General features: G+C 47.7%; 18 protein-coding genes and 1 pseudogene. 1 reads left to right on the top strand and 18 read right to left on the bottom strand.

Annotation, left to right across the window (positions count from 1 at the left end; translation table 11 throughout):
* Window positions 1-6: 6 nt before the first annotated feature.
* From IXB50_RS03450 to IXB50_RS22725, 17 genes and pseudogenes are all read right to left on the bottom strand, one after another.
* Window positions 7-255 (bottom strand): hypothetical protein, encoded by a 249-nt coding sequence (locus tag IXB50_RS03450; RefSeq protein WP_215607541.1) that lies wholly within the window; start codon window positions 253-255, stop codon window positions 7-9.
* A 59-nt stretch (window positions 256-314) separates the two neighbouring features.
* Complete coding sequence (locus tag IXB50_RS03455; protein ID WP_215607542.1) at window positions 315-2,495, bottom strand: tail fiber domain-containing protein; 2,181 nt, start codon at window positions 2,493-2,495, stop codon at window positions 315-317.
* A 38-nt stretch (window positions 2,496-2,533) separates the two neighbouring features.
* Complete coding sequence (locus IXB50_RS03460) at window positions 2,534-7,171, bottom strand: baseplate J/gp47 family protein (RefSeq protein ID WP_215607543.1); 4,638 nt, start codon at window positions 7,169-7,171, stop codon at window positions 2,534-2,536.
* Window positions 7,172-7,199: 28 nt separating this feature from the next.
* On the bottom strand, window positions 7,200-7,622 hold the full coding sequence (locus IXB50_RS03465; RefSeq protein ID WP_215607544.1) for a hypothetical protein: 423 nt from the start codon (window positions 7,620-7,622) through the stop codon (window positions 7,200-7,202).
* A 22-nt stretch (window positions 7,623-7,644) separates the two neighbouring features.
* Complete coding sequence (locus tag IXB50_RS03470) at window positions 7,645-8,052, bottom strand: GPW/gp25 family protein (RefSeq protein ID WP_215607545.1); 408 nt, start codon at window positions 8,050-8,052, stop codon at window positions 7,645-7,647.
* An 11-nt stretch (window positions 8,053-8,063) separates the two neighbouring features.
* A complete protein-coding gene (gene vgrG, locus IXB50_RS03475; RefSeq protein ID WP_215607546.1) occupies window positions 8,064-9,707 on the bottom strand; it encodes a type VI secretion system tip protein VgrG in 1,644 nt (547 codons plus the stop codon).
* Window positions 9,708-9,815: 108 nt separating this feature from the next.
* Entirely contained in the window at window positions 9,816-10,538 is a 723-nt protein-coding gene (locus IXB50_RS03480; RefSeq protein ID WP_215607547.1) for a CIS tube protein, read from the bottom strand.
* Complete coding sequence (locus tag IXB50_RS03485) at window positions 10,535-10,699, bottom strand: DUF5908 family protein (protein WP_215607548.1); 165 nt, start codon at window positions 10,697-10,699, stop codon at window positions 10,535-10,537. Before IXB50_RS03485 ends, IXB50_RS03480 begins: the two co-directional genes overlap by 4 nt.
* Before the next feature lie 10 nt (window positions 10,700-10,709).
* A complete protein-coding gene (locus tag IXB50_RS03490) occupies window positions 10,710-11,192 on the bottom strand; it encodes a phage tail protein (RefSeq protein ID WP_215607549.1) in 483 nt (160 codons plus the stop codon).
* A 6-nt stretch (window positions 11,193-11,198) separates the two neighbouring features.
* Window positions 11,199-11,663 carry a phage tail protein gene (locus IXB50_RS03495; protein ID WP_215607550.1) on the bottom strand — a complete coding sequence of 155 codons (465 nt, stop codon included), beginning with the start codon at window positions 11,661-11,663 and terminating at the stop codon, window positions 11,199-11,201.
* 96 nt (window positions 11,664-11,759) lie between these two features.
* Window positions 11,760-13,457 carry a phage tail sheath family protein gene (locus IXB50_RS03500; protein WP_246564062.1) on the bottom strand — a complete coding sequence of 566 codons (1,698 nt, stop codon included), beginning with the start codon at window positions 13,455-13,457 and terminating at the stop codon, window positions 11,760-11,762.
* Between the two features lie 16 nt (window positions 13,458-13,473).
* Window positions 13,474-14,307, bottom strand: coding sequence for a hypothetical protein (locus IXB50_RS03505; RefSeq protein WP_215607551.1), 834 nt, complete (start codon window positions 14,305-14,307; stop codon window positions 13,474-13,476).
* Between the two features lie 77 nt (window positions 14,308-14,384).
* The gene (locus tag IXB50_RS03510) at window positions 14,385-14,963 is read right to left on the bottom strand and encodes a DUF4255 domain-containing protein (RefSeq protein ID WP_215607552.1); all 579 of its coding nucleotides are present in this window, start codon (window positions 14,961-14,963) and stop codon (window positions 14,385-14,387) included.
* Window positions 14,964-15,509: 546 nt separating this feature from the next.
* The gene (locus tag IXB50_RS03515; RefSeq protein ID WP_215607553.1) at window positions 15,510-16,250 is read right to left on the bottom strand and encodes a Uma2 family endonuclease; all 741 of its coding nucleotides are present in this window, start codon (window positions 16,248-16,250) and stop codon (window positions 15,510-15,512) included.
* Window positions 16,247-16,594, bottom strand: coding sequence for a Uma2 family endonuclease (locus IXB50_RS03520; RefSeq protein ID WP_215607554.1), 348 nt, complete (start codon window positions 16,592-16,594; stop codon window positions 16,247-16,249). The genes IXB50_RS03515 and IXB50_RS03520 overlap by 4 nt, the downstream gene beginning before the upstream one ends.
* A 57-nt stretch (window positions 16,595-16,651) precedes the next feature.
* Window positions 16,652-18,733, bottom strand: coding sequence for an ATP-binding protein (locus tag IXB50_RS22720; protein ID WP_407658786.1), 2,082 nt, complete (start codon window positions 18,731-18,733; stop codon window positions 16,652-16,654).
* Window positions 18,734-19,459: 726 nt separating this feature from the next.
* Window positions 19,460-20,341: pseudogene (locus IXB50_RS22725) on the bottom strand (SAM-dependent methyltransferase); the annotation flags it as partial.
* Window positions 20,342-20,591: 250 nt separating this feature from the next.
* Here IXB50_RS22725 and IXB50_RS03530 point away from each other — a divergent pair.
* Window positions 20,592-22,175, top strand: a complete 1,584-nt coding sequence (locus tag IXB50_RS03530; protein ID WP_215607556.1) for a hypothetical protein — start codon at window positions 20,592-20,594, stop codon at window positions 22,173-22,175.
* Between the two features lie 181 nt (window positions 22,176-22,356).
* On the opposite strand, the gene IXB50_RS22935 is transcribed toward IXB50_RS03530, so the two are convergent.
* Window positions 22,357-22,479 (bottom strand): transposase (locus IXB50_RS22935; RefSeq protein ID WP_215607619.1); only part of this gene is annotated, 123 nt, incomplete at its 5' end.

A 22,479-nucleotide genomic window follows, 5' to 3' on the forward strand; every position in this document is an offset into this window, starting at 1 on the left:
TTTTAATTACGAGGTTTGAATGAAATGAGAGGCATCTGCAGGGACTAAGTCGTCTGTTGAAAGATCTGCCGTGCCATTGGATAGAAGCTCATCAGCCTTGGTTAACTCTTCTTCTAACACCTGAATGGCTCCCTGAATACGGAGCAGGGTATTTTGCAGATTGGCCTGTTTGGCTTCAAGTTCTGTCAATACTTTTTGGCCCGATGTGTACTCGGTTCTAAGTTCTTGAAGGCGTTGTTTGAGTTGTTCTTTCATAGCTAGGTTCGAGACTAGGGTGATCGGGGTTAACTAGGGCCAGTGGCCAGACGATATCATCAACTTTTCAGTTGCTGTATTTGTTTTTTGAGTGCAGCTATTTCAGCATCCATCTTGTCTTTAAGTTCAGTTATTTCAGAATCTTTTTCAAGTTTTAATTCCTTTAAACCGCCTATGGCTAATGCACCAAATTCGGCATATTTTAAGGTCAGAGTAGACTGGTTATCTTGTGGATCTTTTATTTCACCTACCAGTGTAGGAAATAGGGGTTGAATGTCCTGGGCTACAAAACCAATTTTCTTTGCTTTAGATCCAGGATTATCTTTCCAGCGATAATTTTTTACCTCTAACTGCATAATACGATTGAGAATATTTACCTCATTATCAATGTCAGTCTTTAAACGCATATCTGATACAGCATCCCAGTTGGTATCCCCATCCCATCGGATCGTTTTGTTAGTTCCGTGTTTTGTCTTCTGAAGATAAAAATATAGATTTTCTCCGTCCATATACATCCTGAATTGATTGGTGCCTGTGGTAAGTCCAAAATCACCGTTTACAGTTAGTTTTCGATTAGGAGATGTAGTTCCAATACCAACTTTGTTCCCTAGGGCATTAATACATAAGGGTTTGCCAGCATGGGATTGTATCCAACTATAGTTTGCGTGGTATCCCAACCGTAGGTGAGATGAGTTAGTTGGACCTAAGATTAGGGTGTTACCATCAGCACCTTGTTGTGTATTAATAACGTGTAGTTTTGCTCCTGGATCAGTCGTCCCAATGCCAACTTTGCCATCACTACCTCGGACAAAGAGTTCCTTTCCATTCCGGCCAATTAAAACATTTGATTTGTCACCAGAATCTCGATTCAGGTAAAGGTGCTTACCATTAGTCTTGGCATTGATATTCCAACCGCTGGGCCAGCCAATAAATTGTAATTGCCCCATACCACTGTTACTAAATGCAAAATCTGCAAAATCAGTAGCAGAATTGGCAACTTTAAATCTGGCAGCACCAACATCTGTAGTCCCGACGCTGAGTCTCCCAGCAAATGATGAATTACCTGCTCCTTTCACAGCCAACCCACCATTGGCTGCTGTAGTCAGCAGCATTCTTTCGTTAGCCCCCCCACTATCTCGCCAGGAATGTTTACCATTGGCTGCATAAAATAACGTACTGTTATTGATACCTAGACCATAACCATCCCACAGTTGAAGCTTGAGATTGTTACTCGTATTACCGTCTTCAAATATGATTTGCTGAGCACCTGGCACCTTAAGTTTGCCACTGACCTTGATACTGCCTGCAAATGTAGATTCACCAGTCCCAGCTACAGAAAGATTACTTGAGAAGGAGGCTGTACCCGTGACTGAGAGATTTGCTAAAGAAGACGTGCCAGCAACTGACAGATTCCCTGATACGGTGGTGCTGCCCTGCACTGTCAACTGGTTATTGCCTGAGGGAGCAGAACCAACACCCACCTTGCCATCTTTATCAATGACGATGCGATCGCTTAGATTGCTGTAATCCGCATCTGCACCGGATGCTATATTCAGAGAGGCTCTATTACCACCTACATCTTTGCGGTAGATCCGCCAGGTATAGGCATACCCACTATTCTGGAACAGAATTCCCTGAGAGTTTGCATTGTTTGTCACCCGTAATGCCAGTTCACCACCGTTGACTGTCAACTTGTGAGCAGGATTAGCACCATCCCCAATGCCAATAGCACCACTAAACGCTGCGTTCCCCGTCACTTTCAATTGCTCAGTACCAGGGGCCGTGCCAATGCCGACCTTCCCGCTCCCATCTATCCCAAACAACGGCTGTTGATTAATTGCATCAATCTTGAGTACCGCCTGCTGGGCAACAGACTGCTGAATATGGAGCTGAGCCACTGGCTGGGCTGTGTTGAATCCTACCTTGCCACTGCCACTTTCAACAAAGAGTCTACTGCTACCTGTATCTCCACCGGTTGAGAGATTAAATCCTAACTGAGCACTGTCCGGCTGCTGGTTAATGCGCCAGGTATGGGTATCGTCGTTATAAAAGTCCAACAAATTTTGGGTGGTCCCCTGAGCCATAACTTTAAGGGGAATGTCTTCTCCCGATGGCTTACTAATGCCGTCATCACTGCCATTGAGCACCGAATCAATGAAGGCTTTGAAGTCTTCTTCCGAGGGTTTGGCCCCTGTCTTGAATAGTTCGTAGAGGTTTTCTCTAGATTGTGTGTCTACCATGGTGATATCTCGGGAAAGGGGGAAGGGGGAAGGGACGGTTACTTGAGGATAAAATCTAGATCGATAATCATATAGTCAATGCCTTCAAAGGCTTCTTCTTCATAGTCTTCGGTGGTGATAATGTCGATAATGTGAGTTGGGGCTGAGACCAAAATTGAATCGGGGCGGCGCACTTGGGCCAGATTGGTAGTATTGACCTGGAGCGTGGCACTGTCTTGTTGGTCCTCATCGACAAAGGATTGTTCTATAAGCTTCAGATTTGTCACATAGTCAACATAGGGTCGGGTTTCCACAAAATGAATTACGGTTGAACTGTGAATGGAGCTACCAAAGGAAATGTCAGCCTGTTTTTCATAGGCCCAGGGGGATAAAAATTGGACCAGTTCTTGATTGATCTGTTGGAGGTAGTAGCCTTGTTCATATCCCTCTCTCAACCGTACGCCGATGCGGTATTTGATCTGCTCATAGCGGGGATTTTTGACTACGACATTAACAAAGGGTGAGGTGTGCGCCTGGAGGAACGTCTCAATTTCTTTTAGTAGGTAGAGGGGGGCTTTGGGCTCTAGGGGAAAGAAGGGAGCGGTATTGGAAATATCGGGGATTACCACTACGGTGACCTGGGCAGCACCGGGAACATTGTTTTGATCTGCTTGGGAGAGACATTTGGCTTTGTAAATCTGGGGAAAATTCTCTAGCACCAGATGTTCGTAATCCCAACGAGTGAGTGCTCGTTGTTTGTGGCGCAATCGCTCGCTGACGCGGGTATAAAAGGCTTCTGGGGCTTCTTGACCACGACCTTTGAAAGAGCTGTAGGGCTGTTCAATGGTTTGAATGACTGGAACTCGCTCAACCAGGGTCTGGATGGACTTGGCTGCTAAGGGTTGGTTGAAATGGTCGGGGGCATTGCCTTGATTCACAAAGGTGGCTTTGACCGCTTGGGCGCGAATATCCAGGGTGTCTGGAATGGCGGTGGCATTGTCAGCCACGGTGGCTCGGAGCCAGTGCAAACCACCGGGTAACAAATGATTGTCAGCGGTGGCTTCAGCCGGTATCTGAAACCGGAAAATGCCTGAATCTACCAGCCCGTTGGTATTATCAGATAGCACTTCAGTATCTTGGAGGGGATACCAGCGATCGCAACTCAAATAACTCCACTGGATCGGCGGATTAGACAGTTCCACATCCGCACTCCCGGCCACCATCTGGAACAACACGGTCAATAGTTGGGGAGGCTGTAAATCTCGAACACCAATAAAGAGCTCCCCTGCCAGATCATATTGGGGCAACAAAAAGAAGTGGCCATCATCATCCCCACAGGTGCGGAAAATATCCACATAGCCAAAGGGATGGAGCTGAAAAATTTGATCGAGGGCATGCTCCGGTGGCGAAGCCGACAGATCGATCTCTACAGAGGCCTTATAGTCGAGAGAGATGGCCTTAATCTCTGGAGTATAGGGCGGATACACCGCCAGGGAATTGATGGCGGTATCAGTGGACCGAGCCACTTTATTGAGTACCAACGGATAGAGATTGTGCAAAAAATCAGGGCTGCTTAGCTCCAGCTTGAAATAGCGAGGCTGCTCTAGCAGGTCATCCAGGGTGAAATTCTCTGGTGCAGTCTGGGTGTAGTTGGCAATGGCCTCAAAACTAGCTTTGCCATAGTCCAGGGTCATCTGCGGGGCCAATGGTGACGAGTCTCCACTCCCCTGGACATCATCATCCGCTAGAACAAATAAAGGCTGGGTTTTGACCTGACGCCAGCTACGATTGAGCAGCAGCTGCAGCTGGGCCTGAAAACTGTTGTTTTCAATATTGTCTGGAGCATTGGCAAGAGCAACATTACAATAGGCGCGATAATTCTCCGCTAAATCATCGGGTAGCCCCATCCAATCAATATGGAGCGACAGGTCATCAAGCTTTTTATAGGCAATTTCTGGATGGTAGAAATAAAAGCCAGCACCAGCTTTAGGGCTGGATCCAAAGGGTTCAAAGGGGCTCTTGGTGCTGAGGGTAGAGCGATCGTTGCGCAGCTGTAGGGTTTGAATATCTTTGGCGGCGACCTGCAGGTTAACCCGCTCTAAACAAAGCCCCTGGAGTGCTTCATAGTGGGCGGCAATATTGCCTTTATTTTTTGATGGCTCAGGTCCCTTCAGGGCAATTTTAACCACCGGGTAGGGGGTGGTAAAGGTACTGGCGGACTTATCTGGTGGTGGTGGCGCGATCGCCACCTGATCTGCCTCCACCGTAAAGCTAAACTTCAGACTATTGGGATAGATACCTGTAGCAGAATAGTGATGAATTGGTTCAGTCCAAACGGAGTCTTTTTGCATGGAGCCCACTTGTTTTACCTGGGCTTCGCGATCGCTAAGCGTTGCCGTAATCTGATAAATATTGCCCGTATTCCACGCCAGATAATGGCCCACATCAGCCGCAGCAAAGCGAATATCTTCATCGGCAGAAATCACTACGCTGCTCATATCCAACGCCGCTATGGTGGCCAGGGAGGTTAAGGTAATCTCATCGTATTTTTTAATGACGTTATCCACCGGTGGCAAATAGCCCCAATAGTTCACCTCCACATTGCGAGCGTTGGCATATCGGCGGATCTGGTAAATGGTGCCATCCGCCAGCATCAGAAACTTGTTGACATCATTGGCTTTAAACCGGTTGGCGGTAGTCGATACCGAGCGCCCATCGTCACTGAGGGTAAGCCCCGTGATCTCGTGATAGCTGCCGTCGATTTCTAGGGTTTGGTATTTAGCAATTTGCTCAGTCGGAGCCAGCTGCCCCACTGCTTCCAGCTTTACCTCATCTGCTGCCCGTACTTCTGTAATTTCGTAGAGAGTGCCATCTCGAAAGTGAAGATACCGCCCCTCATCCTCATCCTCAAACATCACCTCTGGCGGAGTGGTGTAAACCGGCGATAGACCATCGGGTTGATGCACCTTTAGGGGTTCTTCTAACAGAAAATCTCCCACTTGAAAGGTAAGGGCTGCCCCTGCCATGGAGAGCCATTCCTGGGCACTGCTAATGGCCACCTCAAAGGGAATCTCCCCCCGCTCCACCATGTCCGTGAGGATACCCCGGTTAAAGGTTTCTGCTTGACAGGATAGGGTGACAGTAATCTCGCGGGTGCCTTCTGACAACAATAAAACGGGGGATGTAATGGCCACTCCAATGTCTTGAGGCACCGTTGCAGGCACATCAGCCTCAGGCAGATTGGCGCTAAAGGTGTTAAACCGTTTGAGCTGGGCAAATTCTCCTGGTTCAGCCTCGGCAATACCTGCCGCAGAAATGGCCTGGATTTCCATCCGGCCAATGAGGGGATAGGTAAAGCCTCGCTTTTTGGATTGGGCCTTTTCTAACAGGCGATACACTTCCTCCCAGTCGGTCTCGGCAGCATCTTCATTAGCATTGATTTCCATAATGGTTTGGAAATCTTCAACGCTCATAAACAACTGGTCTTGAATATATTGGGCTGCAGTTTGGGGCGTAATCGGGGCAGTAGAGTCCGGTGCCAGAGCCGCTAGCAGGTTAGCCAGGGTAATCTGACCACCATCGGGTAGCAGTGGTAGGGCATCCCTGGGGTTAGGATCTCCCAAAGCTAGCTGCACCATGGCTGTAAAGGCGATGTCTGGATTGGTGTAAGTAGGGCTACGGTGTTCTGCTTTGAGGGTGAGTTTGCGATCGCGATTAATCTTTTTCCGATAGGCCTTTTCCACCAGCTCGTAAACCTGATCCCATTCTGAATCCATCGGCGGCGTCGCCTCACGATCACCCTGTTGCTTCTGAATTTCGCGATCGTGAATGTCTAAACAATATTGAAAGTCTTCAATGGATGCAAAACACAGCTGGTTGAGAATATACTGCTGCTGCGGTGCTGTCACCTGATCCAGGGTGTACCCTTTAATCGATTGAAATAGCGATCGCACATGGGCTCCATCATAGGGGATATCTTCAGGCTCCCCAGACGGATAGTTGGGCAGAGCATCTCCCTGGTTTGGAGTCCCCACCGCCCATTGCAGCATGTTTTCAAAAGCTTCACTGTTGCGATCGCCTTGCAAATGAATCGCTTTGAGATCAATATAGGCTTTATCCACCGCCAGGGTCTTTACACTGGCCACCTGGGCCTGATTGAGATAGATATCCTCATCTAGCAAATACTGTTGGTCCACGCCCTGACTATCAGGACCAGCACTTAAGCGCGTCCCTTGCTGCAGCAAATGAATTGTTTCCCCTGGGTCCAGACCAAAAATCACATGGACTTGATCAGCAATAGCGGGTCTTTCCGTCAGCCTTAAAACATCACGATAATAAAAATCTAAATACCGCTGGGTCAGCTCCTTAAACTGTTGCTGCGGATATTGAAATAATTTTAGGAAGGTTAAAAATAATGCCAAGTGAGGCGAGACCGACGGGTCGTCATCTGTAACATCGTCTGAATGCTCAAGATAATCCAGCATTTGCTGAATATCCCCTGAAAAGAAACCAGACCAATCTCCGTCCAATTGATTTGACAGATTGAAGTAGCCTAGCTGTTTAGCATAGGTTTGAGCAAACCTGAGACCATCTTCCAGGGTCCGCTCATCCACCGCCACATAGTCCGGTTGCAATGCCCTCAGCAACCGTTGACGTTGGCCAGTGCCATCTCTAAAATTGTGAGCCTTTAATTCCATCGTTTAATCAACATTAAATTCGGATACATTAAGTCCCTTTCCACTTGTCATTTGTCGTTTCAAAGGTGCCATTGCCTGGATATTGCGGATTGGGATCCGAGGCCCCTGTGGAGGGATCCACAGCCGGTTGCTGCACCTCAAGCTTTGCCGTAAACAAACTTCCCTTTAGCAATATCGGCTTGCCACCACTCTTTGTCTTAGTGGTCGTTTGATCAGCGCCTAAGCCATCAATCTTTAGGGTGCCAGTGCCCGGTGTGGTAAATGACCCCATCGTGTAAGAACAACCTGGCACAGAAACATTTGTTTCATCTCCTTCAATGCAGATAGCGCTGCCATTGAGGGTGGATTTCCCCCCCCCTGTCATTGAGCCGTCCTGGACAGACACCGTCGCCAGGGCAAAAGCAGGATTAAACTTTACCGTATCCCCATCAATCAGAATAAAATCAGCCATCGTTTTTACCGTGCTTTATGCCTTAACTGACTGCCTCATTTAAATAAAACGGATAAACAAAGTTGAACCGAGAGTTGGTAGACCGAATCGTATAGTCAATATTAATCAGCAACAAACCAGGTTCAGTCTCACTTTCAGCAATAGCAATCCGGTCAACCTTAATGCGGGGCTCATGGTAGAGCAATGCATCAGCCACAATACCGCGAATACTGGTAATCACCCCCTGTCGGACTTCTTCAAAAAGGAACTGACTCAGCTCACAGCCAAACGTGGGTTGCATAAAACGCTCCCCTGGATAGGTAGACAAGATAATATTCAAGCTTTGAGCAATATCATCTTCATCAGAAACCATCGCTACCTGAGCCGTTTCTCGATTAAATTGAGGCGGAAAGCCCCAACCTGTCCCTAAAAATGAGCTACCTGTTGCCATCACCCTTCACACTAGATAACATCGACCGCTTTGCCTTCAATCTTCACATTGCCAGATGCTTTAATATTGATATCCTTACTGCTGCTGAGCTGTATCCCGTCTTTATTCATCACCAATGTATTTCCATGTTTGTCCGTTAACTGGATACTTTCATCATCTTTCTTATCCGTTAAAACAATCTTATTTTTTCCTGGCGTCTCAAGGGTAATCGACTCTTGATCATCGGTATCATCCAATGTGACTTGGAGATTTTTCTTAGTAACAATCCCTTTCAAAAAATTATCTTCATCCACCGTCCAGGGCGGGACATTCTTCTTGCTGTACAGCGCCCCTAAAATGATGGCCTGTCGCGGATCATCATGGAGAAAACCTAGTACCACTTCATCATTTAGCTCCGGCCTAAAAAAGGTCCCCCGATTAGCGCCAGCATCTAAGGTTGCTAATCGGGCCCAGATGAGTTCACCTGCGGCATTGTCTTTGCTGGAAAGGGCTGGTACTTTCACCCTGACCCGATACTTATTCTCCTTATCCTCCTCGTACTTATCCACAATGCCAATTTGCAAACCGTTAACCACCGGCACCAGACCCGAGGCCGGCATCTCCGTAATATCTTGATTTTGGGAAAACCAATCAGCGGCCATGCCAAACTGCACATCAGTTTGCCAACCCTCTTTACTCACCTGGTGACGAATACCTGACACCAGGGTTTTGCCATTAAACCGATCGCTAACACCAGCAATTTCCACCACATCCCCAGGCTTAGTATTGGTCAAGCCCGGCACCCGGAATCGCCCCCTGAGCATGGATAAGCGAGTCTTCTCCATTTTGGCATTGGCCCAGGTTTGCATTTCACTAGGTGATAGCTCCAGACCTGTAATTAAATTGTAGTTATCGGCACCAATGGTGGCTGCTAACTCGTCAGGTTTTAGGTTACCTGGCAAGGATGTACTGTCCTTGCCAGTGACAGCCGTGGCCAATGCTTGGGTGGTTACATCCCAGGACTGACTGGAGATAGCCCCATACTGATGTTGAATATCAGCCTCCATCTCCAGGCTATAGATGGTGGTTGAGCCATATTCAGCCGTAAAAGCCACTGATTTGGCCGCCATTTCTGTCTTTGTGGGAGACATGACCGTTATCTTGCCATCATCTACGATCACCCAAAGCCCATTAGCATCTGCCCGAGCGATCATAAAATCCCAATCGGTGCAGTAGTATTGCACCATCTCCCCATGTTCAGATGTGGACTTCGAAATATCTCCCACCTCTAACTTCGCAGTCTCAATAATTTTTTGAATAATCTCACTGTCCGTAATCTTTTTATCTGGAGATTTCTTAAACACCATATTTTTTCGCTGGGTGGTCAGCTTAATGGCAGCATCCTTTAGATATAAATGTAGATAGGATTGATAAGGATTAAAGCTAGCCTCAACCGCATGCTTCACCACAATGCCTTTGAAAACAGTTTCATCCTTACTCTGTTGTTCATAGCGCAGTTGAATTTCAATTTCTTGACCTGGCGCAAAAAAGTCATTATTACTAATGGGAAACGTCTGCTCACTGGCACTCCCATCAATCAAGGTGATTTGGGCCGATGGAATCCGATTGACATCCTTAACAATGTCAACATGGACTACCCCAAACTTCGGGTCCATGGGCTTCTTACCCTGAGTCAGGTTCAAAAACGTTATCGTGACGGGGCCAGGCATCTTGTGATTTACATGTCTCCTTAGGGACTAGCTTTGATCAAGCAACAGGTTTGGTTAAGAAGAACGAACGGGTGGAAAATTCAGTTTGCTGCCCGGCTTGAGCTTCCTAAAATTGTTTAGCTTATTCGCCTGGGCAATTTGAATATAGTAATTGGGATCTCGATAAATGCGATTGGCCATTAGGGGTAGGGTATCTCCACTGATCACGGTGCGAGTGTGGGTTAAATCGGGCGAGCTTTTGCCTTCTTCCTTGAGGCGTTTTGACTCCTCAATGTCTTCAATAAAAACAGTATCAAGTTCGGCGCGAATGGCAATGCCACTACGGCTAAACAAGGTGTAATTGACGGTGACTGACGCTAAGCGACAGTCAAACTGTAGATCGCCCCACTCAATGCGTAGATACCTGGGTGCATGGATCTCACCATCCATACGGGTTGTCAGGTCTAAAAACTCTTCAACCCGATCCTTCACCGTAGTTCTGGGAAAGGGCCCCACCGACGACAGACCTGCAAACAAACCAGCCGTAGCACTAGAATCATCTATCGTGAATTTTAGAGATAAATTTCTAGAACGGGTGAGAGCATACTGGGCACTCAATCCACTGGAATTTATTCCCTGGCTGGTTTGATAGTCATTGGTATAGGTAAACGAGTAAGACTCAGGGTTAAACATGACCTCATAGGTCTTGGCGAATAACCCCTGCCGCTCAGGGTTCAGGTACGCGAGTATCTTTAATTTTTCTAAGGTTTTACCTCGGAGAGCCCCTAATACAGTCATCTTTCTCGTTTCCGTTCCAATATTTTTAAGACCTGTGCGACGCAGGCCGCAATGATGGCATCAGTTCCACCAGCACTAGGCTGAGAGCCAGCACTGTCGGACTGACCAGCATGATCAACAATCGTTGTACGAATGATTAACTCTCTGATTTCAACCGGCATGGCTAACACCTCAAATTCTTAAACTTTGCAGTCGAGCATAGTTGAGCTCCATGGAGTCAATCATGATGGCACTTTGGTCCGCATTAAGATCAGAAACTGACCATTGCACAGGAAAGGTTTCTTGAAACAGCCAGCTGGCCACCGGCGTATCTTTTGCATTGAGCAACATCACCAAAACATTGCCAGGCTGAAAGCTCATGGTACTCATCGCCAGGTTAAATTCCACATTCAGGGGGGAGCCCACCACCATGCCTCGCGTTAGCACCAGGTTGCCATAGGTCATGCGGGTGGGCAGTTTTAGAGAAAATAGATTTTCTCCCCCTTCCCTAATCTCGGTGGTTTCCATGGTGGATGAGATCCCGGATACAGATTGAAAGCGAATGTCGAGAAGATTAGGGAGAAACCCTCCGATTAAAAAGGTCACCATGAAGTAACACCCAACGGGGGGATTTTCAGTCAGGGATAGGGCTGGAATGGGAAAGGCGTTACTCATAGTGGCCTACAGAGCTGGGTTTGCGACTTCTAGACGGGTGGCCATGAGTTCCAGGCTTTCAATAGCGACTTCGCTGCTGGTGGCATTAAAGGAGGGCGCATCTAACTTTTTAGGAAAGGCATCTTTCACCGTCCAAGAGACTGTGGCTTCTCCATTTTCATTGAGAAGATCAATACGCACATCCCGCTTCTCGACGGTATTTAGCCGGATGCTGTTGATCCAATCCAGCAAATAACTGTCTGCCTTGACGATTCCCTTTTGCAGGGTCAGGTTCACTGGACTATCCAGGCCTGGCATGTGCTTAGGGCCATCGCGATAGCTCAACCCATCGCGATAGGTGATGGTTTCATACTCAATGCTGAGGCCAGAAACCTCTGAAAATGCCATGGAATCATCACCATCAATGGTGACCCGGTAATAAAAAACAGGAATGGGGTACTTGTTCTTGATGTCGTCTATGGATGTGGGCATTGATTGGCTCCTTGGTTAAGGGATTATGGTCAATAATTGGCTAGGGGCAGGGGGCAGTAGCTCAAAAAAGATTCAAAGCGTTGGGCACTGCCCACCCTACGCTTGCTGAAGCTTGTGGGAGAATCGCAAGATGATGAATTCAGCCGGACGAACCGCCGATATACCGACCTCAATAATCATGCGACCTTCCAAAATATCCAGCTCTGTCATGGTTTGACCTAACCCAACGTTGACAAAGAAAGCCTCTTGTTGAGTAGCCCCAGACAACGCACCCTGTCGCCATAGACCATCGAGATAGCTCTCGATAATGGTTTTGACCTTGAGCCAGGTAACGGCATTGTTGGATTCAAACACGACAAATGCAGTGGCCTTTTGAATGGATTCTTCAATTAGGTTAAAAAGTCGACGAACCGGGACATAGCGCCATTCATTATCATTGCCCGCTAAGGTCCTAGCCCCCCAAATCAACGTACCTTTGCCAGTAAAGCTACGAATGGCATTGATAGATTTACCAGCGGTCGCATCCACATTGAGTCTTTCTTGTTCCTCATTGGTGACTTTCACCGTAGGACCAAGGACAGAGGCTAAACTCACATTAGCTGGTGCTTTCCAAACGCCTCTTTCCCGATCGACCTTGGCATATACCCCGGCAACTGCACCACTGGGAGGAAGGGTTACCCGGATGGTACCAAGGGCAGTCTTAATGCGGTTATAAAGCTCAGTTTTCTCTGTCTTGACAGAGTCCAGGGTGGTCCCAGTAACAGTACCTCCACCACTCCCAGCGACAGGCGTTAGGGAGGTCTCTGTCACCTCGGCAGTAATTTCCGTTGTCGCTGTCCCACCGGGTGCCAAACTCAACGTATAGTTGCCGACTCCAGTAGAGGTCGCCAGAATCTGCTCAATGGTGGCACCATCACTGGGCAGTCGGATATTCAACACACCACTAGTTTCGTCAATTGCAATCGTTTGGCGACTTGTCACAGTAACTTTGAACTGAGGATTATCATCTGCCTCGCCGCTGTAGTTAATGACAAGATCTTCTAGTTCTGCTTGGAACTCACCCGTTGAAGTAACTTGTGTCGTCCCTGTGCCTGCTGAACCAGTAATACCGACCGATTCACCGGTGTAATAGTAACTGAGGGACGTTTGCAGATAAGGATAATAAGCCGCCCCATACTTAAGATATTCGTTACCAATATTATTTCTAAAAGTATCTCCAATGCCTGCAGTGGAGTCATCATCGCTAGCTAAGATATCAAAAATGGCGAAGCGATCTTTGAGAGCGTTACACTGCTTGAGCACAGCCTGACACAGACCGTAGTACTTTGCACTGTCAGCCAGGTTAACCGCATCGGTCAACAGAATTAAAGTGGGTTCATCCTCCTTACTGAGGGCCGTTAACCCAGACGTAAATGCCGCCTCATCAGGTTGCGTCCCATAGTCTCCGATTGAGATCACATAGCATGGCCCACCCCCATTATCAAAGAACAGGCGCAGCATGTAGTACATCAGGTACTCAGGGATCTTAGCTGAGCCATCTCCAGCTACAATTTCTGTAATTTGCTCACTCTCATCTAGCGTGACGGTGAAGTTTGTAGGCTGGGCTCCGCCGAAGATTGTGGTGTAGTCTAGAAGAGAGCTAATGCGAACGGGCTGGTCACGATACTTATTTTTGTCGCCTGCTTTCTCAGTACAACCAATAAAGGCCGGTATCGCCGTAGCCACTGGTACCACCGAAGGGGGTAACGTGGCGATCTCTTCAACGTAGACATTAGGGGTTTTATAGGTGGGCATAGTGTCTTCCTTGCAGTTATAAATCTTCGAGTAGGTTAATCACCTGGGTACCATGGCGATTTGACGGGTTGGGTAAATGGGGAATCCAGGGCTGGTTGTCACCTTGTTTCAACAGTTGAATATTTTGCCGACCGATGGCCTGACAGGGCACGGGTTCCTCTGACTGAAACAACACAGGTTGACTAGTAGGGAAACGATTTTGAATCAAGGTCAATACCCGATCATTAGGGTCAATGTTGACCTGGGAAAATGAGATATTAGCTGCTTTATCTTGAATTGAGAATGGGGATGATGGGCCATTTTTCGCTGCGATTAAATAGTATTTCCAAACTTGTTGTTTAACGGGGAAACGGATCTGAAACTCACTTGTTTGCCAGGGATCAGTCGACAGACTGTCATTGTTGTGAATTTCTACAATGCCAAAGACTTTGTCGGAGCCGGAAGGGTTGATATCCTTGGCCAGGGTTGCTTGCTTTAGATCGGAGCGTTGCACCAAACTGGGGGACAGGGGAGATGTCCCCGGAGATGTCAAATCACGGTTACTAAAAGTATATAGACTTTGTATGGCATCGTAATCTGCATCAAGTTGGGTCACATTAACCAGGCCCAGATTGTTGAGCCTTAAGAGAAAGGTAAACGTGAGGGAGTCTGCCAAGGGGATCATTGGCTGTTTGGCAGAGTCTACAGGCACTATCACCCATAGCCCGTTGACCATCGGCTTTACCAACAGTCGATGGCCCTGGAGTAATTTTCGACAGGCACCAGTGGGCTCAATCGTAAAATCAGGACAGATCTGATCTTGATAATAGTCATGAAAAATAGTTAGACAAAATAATCGTTGGTATTGCATAACCCTACAGCATAACCCTGATTTTACTAGCCTCTAAACTCTCTAAACCAACTATGTCCTGAGCCGATGCCTCTCTCTTACAATTGCGATGTGATTGTTTCAATGGTTCCTAGTTGCTGACCCGTCTCAATCTCATCCAGCTCTGTATCTTGAAAGACTAACATCCTAACCTTATAGAGAGCAGAAGGGCTGCAAGGCATCTCTAAGGCCCGCCAAAGCTCCCCTTGCTCCATAAAGGACAGATTGACTAGCTCTGTGGAGAGCTGAGCAATATCGGTTCCGAGGGATGGAAACTTTTGTTGATCAAATCGTCGGTAACTGCGGAAGAATTTGATCACCAGGGACAAAATTCTTAAACTTTCCACATAGTCTTTGAAATTGGCAATAAACATCAAGTGAAAGTTTAGGCAGAGATTAGGCGGACTGGCTGTCGTAGTACCATCAGCAAGGTTGCTAGCATAGGCTGCACCGGAACGAAATACTCGCTCCTCCTCCAGGTTGACTAGCAGCGCTGTAACCGCATTACTCTGCATATTCAGCTCCTTAGGCAGCTGAATCTCTGGGAACTGAACAGACTCCTCCTTTTGTCCACCAGTTTTTAGTTTTATATAGCTGTTGAGCTGGGTTTGAAAAAAGGTTAAGGCATCACCAATCATGGCATCGTCTCTTTAAAGGATCGTCTCTTTAAAGGATTAATCTCAATAAGAACAACCTTTCACAACAACGTGAATAAGGGGCAATATCCCTTATCTCAGTGAGATATGAACAAGAAACCTATATGGAGCAGCCCCGTACGAAGAAGGCTGCATGTTACTAGTAGACTTTTAATAACTCTCTAACGCTACTTTATAGTAGAAATTGCTGAATTGTTCTTGAAACAAATTGATACATCAATCAAAATAAGTTGATGTATGAATGCATGAAGGGTTTGGTGTTATGGCAGATTATGATCTCTCGGTGTGACGCTGCACCGAGAGATTGGACAGATCCTTATCCAAATAATTTAGATGACCATGCCGCTTGGTTAAAACAACAGACTGGACCAGAACCATCTCCCCAAAAAGTGACAATTCCTATATTTCTCACCTTTGTGCAGCAGCCATTTATCGCTAGCTTTTGCATTGTGGATCACTCGGATACTGAGCCTTATAAGATTATGGCTGTTACCGTTCTTTATCCCTTACCCCTGCCTCTTTACCCATTTATACCTCGTCTGGGTCAATCCCAAGCTCCCGGAGCTTGGCGGCCAACCGTTCAGCCCGCTGCTTTTCTTGCTCGGCCCGCTCATCCCCTATCAGCAGTAAGTTACCCTCACTATCCCACCAACGCAGCCAGGGAAGGGACTGATTGATGTATTCTCCTTGCCATATCCCTAACTCCACACCGAGCGGCGGTATTGGATAATGGCCACGTTCGTTTGGACTACATTTTTGGTAGTTTTGAGCTACAAGTTTGTAAACTTCGACAGCGGCTTTTTCAACCTCATAGATCGCGTAGAAAGGAATGCGAATCGCTTGTTCGTAAACCCAAAACTTACCTGCTTTCGAGTCATCATTGGCAAATGGCGAGGTGGTATCTCGCTCTTCGGAGCCATCACCGGAGACAAATTCGATGGCAATCAGCGGTGCAATGATTTCTTTCCACATTACGTAAGAACGCCGCCGTTCATCATTCAATAGGGGAGGGACGTTGGGCACATAAAACCAGTCTGGAGCCTCTGCACCCCGTTCAGGTGGCTCTGTAAGCCGCCAGTAAATGCCACAATCTTGACCAATGGCATAGTGACTATCTGGGTGCAGCGCATCGAGAATAGGACGGATCGCACTTGTCAGCAGCAGACTTTGAGGATGTTCCTGAAAATTTTTCACAAAGGTAGCGTCCGATTCCGGTAGCTGCCGATGATCGGGTAGGGAGAGTGCTGGTTTAGGTTTAGAGAGGGTCATGGGTTACACCACCGACCAGAACAAGTGTATTCTATCGTATTGTAGCTAGCGCAGGATAAGCCGGAATAATAGCTAGGATCGCACGTGATACTAACATCTGGATAGACAAAAGGGCCTTCGTCGGTGATACCAACGTTGGCATCCGAATTTCTAACTTTGCAACGTCCCCTTAGCGGTCCTCGCAGAATACTGGCAATATTGAGAGCAATATCAGCATGGGGCAATGTTCCATAAGTCATGGCAAACACTTCCCCATCGAAGTACTCATACCGCAGAGATTGCTGCTCTTCCCATACCAAATATTCCTGTGGGGTAAAACGAGAAGGCTGCTGGGTGGCAATCATGGTCAAGCCGCCTAATAGGTTAGTACACGTGTATGACTACTTTAATCCATCGAGACTTCAATCGTCGGCGTCCCAGCCTTTAATTTCTTCAGTAGTGAGGAGCTTTTCTAACTTCAGATATTCCCGTTGGGCGGCCTGTCGAATATGGGCCATGGAGACCGACTGATCGGCCTGGGCAGCGATGAAAGCAGCCTGAAGGGCAATATTGCGAATATTCCCCCCGGCCACCTTGAGCTGGCCCAGCTTGGTATAGTCCAATCCCTGGGTAGGAGTCTGCGCCGGAAAAATACGTTGCCAAATTTCTGCCCGAGCACTAGCATCCGGAAACGGAAAGACCATCATAAAGCGAATCCGACGAAGAAAAGCCTTATCCAGGGAGTCTTTCATATTGCTGGTCAAGATGGCCAACCCTCGATAGGCCTCCATCCGCTGCAGCAAATAGCTCACCTCAATATTGGCATGGCGATCGTGACTATCCTTCACCTCAGAGCGTTTACCAAACAACGCATCCGCCTCATCAAATAACAGAATTACTCCACCCGTCTCCGCCGCATCAAAAATCCGCCGCAGATTTTTCTCCGTCTCCCCAATGTATTTACTCACCACCGTACTCAAATCAATCCGGTACAGATCCAGCTGACAACTATTTGCCAGCACCTCCGCCGCCATAGTTTTACCCGTGCCACTCTCCCCATAAAACAGCGCACTGGTGCCCAAACCGCGATCGCCCTTCTTCGCAAATCCCCACTCCTGATACACCCGTGACCGATAGGTCAAATGAGTAGCAATATCCTCCAAAATCAACCGCTGCCGATCCGGCAGTACCAAATCCTCCCACGTCGCCATCGACTCAATCCGCTGCGCCAAATCATCCAAATTTGGACGAGCTTGGGCACGACACAAATCCCAGAGGTGAGTTTTGAGTTTTGTAGACGCTTGAGCGGCTTCCTGGAGGGAATTTTGGATTTTGGATTTTGAATTTTGCTCGTCTGAACCCGCAGTTACATCTAACTTGTTCCTTGTTCCTTGTTCCTCGTTAATTATTCCCTTAGCTTGCCGACACACCGACTGCACTGCCGTCGGACTCAGCCGAAACTGTGTTGCCAGCAAATCCACATGACCATCCAGGTCTGCTGCCAACGGTCCTAGATTCGCCAGCCACAGGTCTTTTTGCTCCGTGTAGTTGAGGGGCGGCACCTCAAAGGTGATCAGGGGACGACGGACCTGGGGCTTTTTATCACGACTGCACACAATCACTGGCGTACTCAGGGTTTCTAAAAAGAGGGAAATAGCCGTATCTCGACCGGGGTCGCCAGGTTGGGCGGTGTCGCAGTCCAGTAATAGGGCACTGCGGGTGAGGAGGGCCTCCCGTTCCCATTCCCGTTGGAGTTGGGTGAGGTCCTGGGGATTGGTATGGAGGACAGCAGCGGAAAGAGCCATCAGGGGCATGCCCATGGCATGGCAGGCGGCGATGGCGACATTGGTATTGGTGGTGGTGTCGGGACCATTAAGGCAGATAAGGGTAAACCCGTGGGTGGCGTCTGCTGTGGACCAGGTGGTAATCAGCTGTTGGATCAGGTCTGCATAGGAGGGGGGCAAGGTATCGGCAAGGCCCTCGGGGGAAAGAGGGGTGCCCAGGTCGATCAGGTGGGGCGGCAGGGCCGGTTCATCAAGGAGGTAGCAGAGGATACGGCGGTCGAGTTTGAGGGGGGCTTCGGTAAGGACACGACTGGGTTCGGGGTGGATCAGTTGCCAGTAGTGCAGGGGGGTTTGGGGAGAGAGGACGGACCAATCGGCCTCGGGAAAGGTGGAGAGGGCCAGCCCCAGAGTGGCGTAGGGTTTGTTGTCATTACCATGAACTTTGGCGCAGAGAGATTGGAAATTGGGTTCGAGTTCCAGACCAAGGCAGAGGAGCAGAATGGTGCGTTCAAAGAGGGAAAGATTGAAGGCATCTCCCAATCTGGCTAAAGGTAACGGCTCAGATTCAAGCACTGCTTCCAAGGCAACATGGGGAGCGTTATCGGTGTGGTGCTCTAATAGAGCCTTGAGGCCCCAGAGGCTGAGAGTCAGAGGATCATCAGGTGCTACTGTGTCCTGTTCTCTAACCTGAGGTGAGAGTTCATTCAGGATGGTATCCAGGTCACCACTGTTGGCTTCAATGGTTTGTTTTAATGCCCGAGCGATTTCTAATTGAGGTTCAATGTCCAGGACTCGGTTAAGAGAAAGGAGGGCATGGGTGGTTTGGCCCAGGCGGAGGAGAGAAATGGCCTGGTGGAGCAACGTGTGGGAGGTATCGCCATATAGCTGCAGTGAATGATCAAGATAGGCTAGGGCGGCGGTATCGTTACCTAGCTGCACAAAGACTTGCGATATGTGGAAAGGGAGATCCTGGTCTTCGCCAATCCAGTAGTACATGTCCCAGACATTGTGAAGTGTCTGTTCGATATCGGGACGCAAGATTTCAGGAGCGTTAGCAGCCTGGTTCATTAATGCAGGCCAGCAGCCTAAGAAAATGTTGTGGTCCCAACCACTGAAGCGGAGGTAGGCAAGGATTTGTCGCAGATTGAGGCTGGGGTAGAGAGGCTCAATGGTTTTCTTGAGGGCAAAGAAACTGTCAGGTCCGGTTTGTTGTGACCATTGTTGATAGGCTTGGCAGGTTTCAGCATAGTTGTTAGGAGGATCTCCAAACAAAAAGGCACAGACATTTAAGCTGCGGGGTCGATAGTTGGGCAGGAGAGTCTGGCCTCCTTGGAATTGAGTATAGAGCCCAATAGCGTGGTAGTTGACACTGAGGGAGAAACTGCCATGGAATACAAACTTGGGCCTGGAACGATTTGCTAAATCGATGTCTCGGCTGTAGCCCTTATCAGCAGTGAGAAAGATGAGGCGATCGCCTGCCAGTTGGCGCAGGTGGGCCAGGACTTGAAGGGCTGCAATCGGCAACATCAGGCTGGTGTCGTCCAGCTGTTGTTGGTAATGACTTAACAGTTGATTAAAGTCAGGATTATCATAATAATTGGGGGAGATAGGGCGATCGTCGTAGGTAATGTCCAGATACTCTAGCAATTCTGCTGGCGGGAGATCGGCATCTTTTTCAGAAATGCTTAGGCTCAGCAACGTTTCGTAAAGCTGCCCCGATTGAATCATAAACAGATCTTGGGGAATGCTGTCGAAGAAGTAATTGGCTAGAACAATTAGGGGATTGGCCAGTGTCTTTGTTGAAAGAATTTTCTTGGAATGGAGAAGCTGGATAGGGCCTTTGCTTTGGATATCAAATCGAGCGAAGTCAAGAAGCCCTTCGTCTAAGTAGTTTTGTAAAGCAGGATGGGATTGCCAAAACTCCAGATTGTTTTCGACGAAATCAGTCATCACATATTTAACCGACAGATTCTTTACCAGAGGATGACTAGACTGGCCAAAAAACTGCTTGAGGAAGTGGTAGGCAAATCGCCCAGACCCGGACCCTAACTCCAGAATGTAAAGAGGCTGATCGGGATCGAAACTGGTGGAATGAGGCTGATCAGCCTTAAGCCAGTCTTGCAAGAAACCCCTGAGGATTTGACCATAAGTCTTGGTGATAAAGGGATTGCTAGTAGCGTAGTGAGGAACATATCCAGTATTCCAAGCTTGAATACCCTGGTGCTCAAAAAACTGGCGTTGTAGGCTCCAGAGATGTGACAGAGAAAATCGCTGGTCGTTTTCTAGCGTTAGGTTGGTAGCAGCATCTACTATGACCTTCTTTTCCATAGCTAGCAAATGTAGGACAAACTACAGGCATCGGGCACATTCATGCTAAACCCAGATCCTAGGATTAAACTTGATTGCTCTGTAATACAAACTTTTACAAAATGTCTCTATATATTTCTCACGCCAAGGCTAAAGTCAAGGTAGCAAAAGCTAGGGTAGAAGATATGCATAGTGATAGTATGTAAAGCATCATTATCGTTTCTTGCTCCCTTAAATCTTCACTAACAAAAACTGGCCAGGAGCTATTGGTATGAAGACAACCATGTCCCAGGGATATTCATCCTGGAGAACAGCATCCAGGACACAGCAATGGCACAACCCATGGAGTGATAAGAAAAAAAGGGAAGAGGAGGCAACTGGTTACCAGGGCCAAGTAAAATCGAATGCGGAATCGCCTGGTCACGTTAGGATGCAAGAACAGTCGGGTGGGCAGCAACAGGTTGGATTACCCAAGCGATTAAGGTCCGGAATAGAGAATTTGTCCGGTTACTCGATGGCGGATGTGCGTGTGGAGTATAACTCTTCAGTTCCGGGAAAGTACTCGGCACTTGGATATGCAAAAGGGAGGACTATTCACCTAGCCAAGGGAGCCGAGAATTATTTGCCACATGAAGCATGGCATATGGTCCAGCAAAAGCAAGGTCGTAGACCGAACACTACGGAAACGGAAGGAGGGCAGACAGTAAGTACCGACTCAAGGATGGAGAGCGAAGCAACAGAAAAAGGTCGCAAATCCATGCAAATTGGTGAGATTGGTAACCGGAATGGCTTGCGCGTAGCAGTGTCCAAGGCAACATGTGTAATGCTTGGCGGAAAGATCGGATCACCAGATTGGTGTCAGTCGATGGCTCAAGAACACATACTCGATGCTGAAGAAATTAAAATCGTCTATCAATATCTAACAAAGATTACCAAACAGAATCCCGATCAAGCTGAAGCAACGCTAAAAAATGACAACTGGAGAGAGATTGTACCAAGTACTATACAGGAGGCAAATAATAAGATAAAACAAGCCAAGAATAAGATAAAACAAGCCAAGAATAATAATAGTAAGAAGAAGAGAAAAAAAGCCAATAATAATAATAATAAGAGAAAGTATCAGAGTAATAGCAAATACGAAGAGGAAAAAAGGGAAAACCCCAATTACAAAAAACGATTAAACCAATACCAAAGGAACCAGCCGGGCAAACATCAGAAAAGCCGGGATGACCAGCTTAGTGAGATGACCCAAAGTGTAAAGTCGCTCGGTACGTACTCTGTTGTATATGCTCAAGCACTCATCAAAGTCAAAAAAACACCGCAACAGAACAAACAGAAGCGCATCAGGAGCGCTGTCAAAAAGTATGGTACGTTAAGTTTTATGCAAGAGCAGACATCGTACAAGACGCGTGCATATCCGAGCGGCTTTTGGGCAAACAATACACCTAAGAATTATGCTGTGCAGGCACAGGGGCACGCAAAAGCAGCGAAACAAAAACACGCGCATCGAGACGGCGATGCTGAACCAAAGGCCCTCGCAGCGGTCCAGTGCTTCCTGGATGCAATGTACACAAATTCCAACAAACCAGATGACGTGAAGGGCACCCTAAAAATCGTTACATCGCAAGGCCCGTGCCCAGTTTGCCGTGAGCTTATAGACTACTACGCAACCACTTACCCAAAACTCGATGTAAATGTTAAATACAAAGAAAACACTGCGTCCCGGAAGGTGAAGAGTGTCGGCTTTTATGGATACGAGTTTGGAAAGCAAAGCGATAAATACAAAGGGTTTTGGGAAATGGATGTGCTGCCGAAAAGGCTCGCGCAGCACGACAGAAAGAAATTCTACAAATAAGCCTCTCAGGGAAGCCAGTTGCCAACGCACCGCTTTCAGTGACCCCAAGCTCACCTCAGTCGACCCATAAAAAGAATCATTCAGACTCCCAGTCAGTTTGAAAGGCTACATTGGACAGTAACAGACTAAGAATATCTTTGGGCTCTCCTGTAATTCCCGTAGTTGTTACTAGATATAGTGTTTAGGATGCAGGGAACCACTCATAGCCATTGATGTCGAGAGAGAGACGTTGAAAGATGTGGTCTACATTAAAGATGCCATAGCATCGCCGTTTTAGAACTTTGACTCGGTTATTGAACCCTTC

It is taken from the genome of Leptothoe spongobia TAU-MAC 1115, from assembly GCF_018739885.1.
In the GTDB taxonomy this organism is placed as follows: Bacteria; Cyanobacteriota; Cyanobacteriia; order Phormidesmidales; family Phormidesmidaceae; genus Leptothoe; species Leptothoe spongobia.

Bases quoted from the DNA above. Each gene is read 5' to 3' on its own strand.
- IXB50_RS03460 (WP_215607543.1), bottom strand. From the start codon at position 7,171: ATGGAATTAAAGGCTCACAATTTTAGAGATGGCACTGGCCAACGTCAA.
- IXB50_RS03450 (WP_215607541.1), bottom strand. From the start codon at position 255: ATGAAAGAACAACTCAAACAACGCCTTCAAGAACTTAGAACCGAGTAC.
- IXB50_RS03505 (WP_215607551.1), bottom strand. From the start codon at position 14,307: ATGCAATACCAACGATTATTTTGTCTAACTATTTTTCATGACTATTAT.
- IXB50_RS03515 (WP_215607553.1), bottom strand. From the start codon at position 16,250: ATGACCCTCTCTAAACCTAAACCAGCACTCTCCCTACCCGATCATCGG.
- IXB50_RS03455 (WP_215607542.1), bottom strand. From the start codon at position 2,495: ATGGTAGACACACAATCTAGAGAAAACCTCTACGAACTATTCAAGACA.
- vgrG (WP_215607546.1), bottom strand. From the start codon at position 9,707: ATGGACCCGAAGTTTGGGGTAGTCCATGTTGACATTGTTAAGGATGTC.
- IXB50_RS03520 (WP_215607554.1), bottom strand. From the start codon at position 16,594: ATGATTGCCACCCAGCAGCCTTCTCGTTTTACCCCACAGGAATATTTG.
- IXB50_RS03500 (WP_246564062.1), bottom strand. From the start codon at position 13,457: ATGCCCACCTATAAAACCCCTAATGTCTACGTTGAAGAGATCGCCACG.
- IXB50_RS03465 (WP_215607544.1), bottom strand. From the start codon at position 7,622: ATGGCTGATTTTATTCTGATTGATGGGGATACGGTAAAGTTTAATCCT.
- IXB50_RS03495 (WP_215607550.1), bottom strand. From the start codon at position 11,663: ATGCCCACATCCATAGACGACATCAAGAACAAGTACCCCATTCCTGTT.
- IXB50_RS03510 (WP_215607552.1), bottom strand. From the start codon at position 14,963: ATGATTGGTGATGCCTTAACCTTTTTTCAAACCCAGCTCAACAGCTAT.
- IXB50_RS03490 (WP_215607549.1), bottom strand. From the start codon at position 11,192: ATGAGTAACGCCTTTCCCATTCCAGCCCTATCCCTGACTGAAAATCCC.
- IXB50_RS03530 (WP_215607556.1), top strand. From the start codon at position 20,592: ATGAAGACAACCATGTCCCAGGGATATTCATCCTGGAGAACAGCATCC.
- IXB50_RS03470 (WP_215607545.1), bottom strand. From the start codon at position 8,052: ATGGCAACAGGTAGCTCATTTTTAGGGACAGGTTGGGGCTTTCCGCCT.
- IXB50_RS03480 (WP_215607547.1), bottom strand. From the start codon at position 10,538: ATGACTGTATTAGGGGCTCTCCGAGGTAAAACCTTAGAAAAATTAAAG.
- IXB50_RS03485 (WP_215607548.1), bottom strand. From the start codon at position 10,699: ATGCCGGTTGAAATCAGAGAGTTAATCATTCGTACAACGATTGTTGAT.